General features: G+C 71.9%; 3 protein-coding genes. 1 reads left to right on the top strand and 2 read right to left on the bottom strand.

Going from position 1 to position 4,381, the window contains the following annotated elements; genetic code table 11:
• Positions 1-148: 148 nt before the first annotated feature.
• Both WA805_RS18170 and ilvA read right to left on the bottom strand, forming a co-directional pair.
• On the bottom strand, positions 149-1,900 hold the full coding sequence (locus WA805_RS18170; protein ID WP_422286029.1) for a dynamin family protein: 1,752 nt from the start codon (positions 1,898-1,900) through the stop codon (positions 149-151).
• Positions 1,901-2,048: 148 nt separating this feature from the next.
• Positions 2,049-3,269, bottom strand: coding sequence for a threonine ammonia-lyase (gene ilvA / locus WA805_RS18165; RefSeq protein WP_422272489.1), 1,221 nt, complete (start codon positions 3,267-3,269; stop codon positions 2,049-2,051).
• A gap of 110 nt (positions 3,270-3,379) precedes the next feature.
• Here ilvA and WA805_RS18160 point away from each other — a divergent pair.
• Positions 3,380-4,381: sigma 54-interacting transcriptional regulator (locus WA805_RS18160; RefSeq protein WP_422272491.1), on the top strand; the 1,002-nt coding region annotated here is incomplete at its 3' end.

Below are 4,381 nucleotides of genomic sequence, written 5' to 3'. Positions count from 1 at the left end.
ACCCGGGTGGCCGCCGGTCCGTGGCGGGCGCAGACCGCCGCAAAGACGCGCCGGTCGGCCTCGGCCAGCCATCCGCGGTCCGCAGCCGACGCCAGGACAGCGACCCCCGCGAAGGCCGCCGCGGCGGCCGGCAGTTGCCGGGCTATCGTCATCGCCATGCCCCTCCGGCGTGCTCCGCCACCTCGTTGAGCAGGGCGAGTACGTGGCGAATCGCCACCTCCCGTTCGGACAGATCTCGTTCTTTTTCCGCCGCATCAGCCACCGACGCGCCGCGGAGTTCCGCGGCGGCACACAAGGCGGCCCGCATCCGGCCCGTCGCCTCCGCGCAGCGCCGCTCCACGGTCCCGGCCAGCGCGCGGGTTGCCTCGGACAGCCGGTACTGCAGGTCCGCTCTCGCCCGGCCGATCTGGCTCGCCACCAGGTCCGGAGCCTCGCGCAGCAAGTGCTCGCGGGCACGGCGGCGGCCAAGTTCGCCAGAGAGCCTGCGGCGGATGGCGCCGGCCAGCAGCTCGGTCTGGCCGGGCTCGTCCGCCGTGGTGTAGAAGAAGCGGCGGTTCTCGGCGAGCCGACCGCCTGGCTCCGTTACCAGCAGCTCCAGGCCAAGCAGCTCGGCCGCCGAATCGCGGAGTTCGCCAAGCGCGGCCGTCAGGTCCGCCGCAAGCCTGGCGTCGGTGCGGGCCAGCCCCTGCTCGATGATGTCCCGCCGCCGCGCACGCCAGGCGCTGGCCGCCCCGACCGTGAGCGCGACCAGGCGTTCCCTGCCCTTGCGCTCGATCTCGCCGGCCGCGGCGGTCCGCAGCTCGCCGCCGAAAGCCTCCCTGAGCTGGCGGGTGATGTCACGTCCGAGCCGCGGCCCGTCGGCTTCGGCGGCACCGTTGAGATCTTCCAGCAGCCGCGCCGATTCGGCACCAGCGACGGCCACCTCGTCCTGACCGCGAATCGCCACCTCCGCCAGCTGCTCGCCGAAACGGGTCACCCGGTCCGCGGCGTCCCCGGCGGCAAGCTGCGCCGCGCGCCGGGTCAGCGCCACCTCGTCCAGCAGCGAACGGGCAATCCGCCGCGCCTGCAAGACGGCGGCCGCCTGCAGGTCCGCCACCCGGCTGCTGGCCAGGTAGGCCGTGAAATCGGCGGCGAAGGCGGCGAATCCCGTGTCACCGCCGACCAGCTCGGCCAGCGCTGACACCGGGTAGATCCGGCCCGGGGCGTCAGGGGCGCCCGGGGCGCCAGAGCTCCGCGCCGCTTGCGCCAGCACCTGCCTGGTGAACTCCGCCGCCTCTGTTAGCCCGGCCGCGTCGAGGTGGTCGGCCTTGTTCAGCACGGTGAACGTCGCCACAGCAAGCCCGGTGATCTTGACGTACAGGTCTCGCTCCGCCGCCGACACCGGCGGGTCGGCGGTGAGCACGAACACGGCGGCGTCCATGGTCTCCAGGGCCTCGTGCGCCGCGGCCGTGTCCCACGCGAACACCGAACCGGTGCCTGGCGTGTCGACCAGCTCCACCCCGCCGGCTAGCACCGGCGCGTCCAGGTACACGGTCACCGCCGCGACGTGCCGCCTGTTGCCTGGGTTGCCCCGCTCGGTGACCAGGTCCGGCAGCGCGGTGAGCGGCTGCTTCTCCTCGTGACCGTCCGCGAACCGCACCTCCGCGTGCGGGTCATCGCCGTACCTGACGGTGGTCGCGACCGCGGTCAGGGGTGTTACCCCAGCGGGCAGCACCGCACGCCCCAGCAGCGCGTTGATCAAGGTGCTCTTTCCCCGCTTGGCCTCGCCCGCGACCAGGACTCGCAACCGCGCCGCGTCCAGCCGGGCCCGCAGCGCCGCGATCTGCTCCCGGTCTTGGTCTGTTCCCAGCACCGCGAGCTCATCCAGGGCAGCCGGCAAGGCTCCGTCAGTGTTCGTCATCGGGGATGGCCTCCTACCCGCGTGCCTCGCCTGGTAGGGACCGTTGGCGGCCGCCGCCGCGTTCACGCAAGCCCGCCCCGGACAGCCCGTGCGGCGCACGGCGAGCCCCTCCGCCGTGCCGATTCCAGGATAGCCGCGGTGCGGTCAGCTAGCTGAAGCTGAGCGTGTAGCCGTCGGCGCGGAGCTTGGCCTTCACGGCCTCGCAGTGCTCGGGGCCGCGGGTCTCCACCTGCAGCACGACCTCGACCTCGTCCACCGGCAGGGTGGGCGCGAGCCGCTCGTGGCTGACCTCGAGGACGTTGGCGCCGAGGTCGGCCAGGTCGCGCAGCAGCCCGGCCAGCGCTCCCGGGTAGTCGGGGAGCCGGCACCGGAAGCCGAGGAAGCGACCCGCGGCGGACAGCCCGTGCCGCAGCAGCTTGGACAGCAGCAGCGGGTCGATGTTGCCGCCGGACAGCACCGCGACGATCGGCGGCTCGAACTCGCCGGGGTGCGAGAGCAGGGCCGCGACCGCCGCCGCCCCCGACGGCTCCACCACCTGCTTGGCCCGTTCCAGGCAGAGCAGCAGCCCGCGGGCCAGCGCCGCCTCTGATACGGTGACGAACCCCGACGCCAGTTCCGACAGGATGCCGTACGCGATGTCGCCAGGCCGGTGTACCGCGATGCCATCGGCGATCGACGGCCGCCCGACCACGGCGGTGGGCTGCCCGGCGGCGAACGACGCCTGATACGCCGCGACCGCCTCGGCCTGCACGCCGACGACCTGCACGGACGGGTCCAGCCCCTGCACCGCCACCGCGATCCCGGCGGCGAGGCCGCCGCCGCCGACCGGAACCAGGATGGTCTTGACCTGCGGGCACTGTTCGATGATCTCGAAGCCGACGGTGCCCTGGCCGGCCACCACGTCGGGATGGTTGAACGGGTGGATGAACACGCTTCCGGTGCGCGCCGCGAAGTCGAGGGCCATCTCGAGCGCGTCCTCCACCGAGGCGCCGGCCAGCACGACGGAAGCACCATAACCGCGGGTGGCCTCCACCTTGGGGATCGGCGCCCGCTCCGGCATCACGACGGTCGCCGAGGCACCGAGCAGGCCCGCCGCGAACGCCACGCCCTGCGCGTGATTGCCCGCGCTCGCCGCCACCACTCCTGACGACCGCTCATCGTCGGACAGCCGCGCGATCCGCGTGTACGCGCCGCGCACCTTGAACGAGCCGGTGCGCTGCAGGTTCTCGCATTTCAGGAAGACCGGACCGCCCACGGCCTCGGACAGCACCCGGGAGTAGAGCACAGGGGTTGGCGAGATGACGTCGCGGAGCAGCTCTCGGGCGGCGACGATGTCGTCCGGCTGCACCAGCGGGGAGATGGAAGCCATGCCATTGGACCTTAGCGAAGCTTTGCGAATGTGAACCTTTGCGAACCTTAGCCGCTCCGCTGACCTGCGGAAGATGCGAACACTCCAGTGGCCGACATAGTGTCGAAGATGTGCAGCAGAACAGCCAGCATCCCACCGCCAGCGTTCCGCCCAGGCCGGCCACAGTCGGCGAGCTAAGGGCGAGCGGCCACGTCTACCGGACCGTCAAGCAGGAGATCAGAGAGAACCTGCTCACCAGAATGCGCGCCGGCCAGAACCGGTTTCCCGGCATCGTCGGCTTCGACCAGACCGTGCTGCCGCACGTCGAACGGGCGCTCCTCGCAGGTCACGACATCATCATGCTCGGCGAGCGCGGCCAGGGAAAGACCAGGCTGATCCGCACCATGGTCGGCCTGCTCGACGAGTGGACGCCCACGATCGACGGGTGCGAGATCAACGACCACCCCTACTACCCGGTCTGCTCGCGCTGCCAGCGGCTGGCGCGAGAGCAAGGCGATGACCTGAAGATCACCTGGCGGCACCAGTCCGACAGGTACGGCGAGAAGCTCGCCACGCCCGACACCAGCGTCGGCGACCTGATCGGCGACATCGACCCGGTCAAGGTGGCCGAAGGCAGGACGCTCGGCGACCCGGAAACCATCCACTTCGGCATGGTGCCGCGCACGAACCGCGGCATCTTCTCACTGAACGAGCTGCCCGACCTCGCCGAGCGTATCCAGGTGGCGCTGCTGAACGTGCTCGAGGAGCGCGACATCGGCGTCCGCGGCTACTCGCTGCGGCTGCCGCTCGATGTCGTGCTCGTCGCCAGCGCGAACCCGGAGGACTACACCAACAGGGGCCGGATCATCACGCCGCTCAAGGACCGGTTCGGCGCGGAGGTCCGCACCCACTACCCGGTCACGCTCGAGGACGAGCTCGCGCTGATCACCCAGGAGGCCGAGGTCGCCTGGGACGGCGGTGACCCGGGCGCCGAGCTGCCCGAGCACCTCGTCGAGGTGATCGCACGGTTCACCCGGCTGGTGCGGGAGTCCCCGGCGGCCGACGCGCGATCGGGCGTGTCGGCGCGGTTCGCGATCGCGGCCGCGGAGAGCACCGCCGCGGCGGCGGTACGG

Source organism: Trebonia sp. (assembly GCF_049794275.1).
Classification (GTDB): Bacteria; Actinomycetota; Actinomycetes; order Streptosporangiales; family Streptosporangiaceae; genus Trebonia.
This window is presented reverse-complemented; position numbering and strand designations above follow the sequence as displayed.

Coding starts and splice junctions, on each gene's coding strand:
- WA805_RS18170 (WP_422286029.1), bottom strand. CDS start 1,900: ATGACGAACACTGACGGAGCCTTGCCGGCTGCCCTGGATGAGCTCGCG.
- ilvA (WP_422272489.1), bottom strand. CDS start 3,269: ATGGCTTCCATCTCCCCGCTGGTGCAGCCGGACGACATCGTCGCCGCC.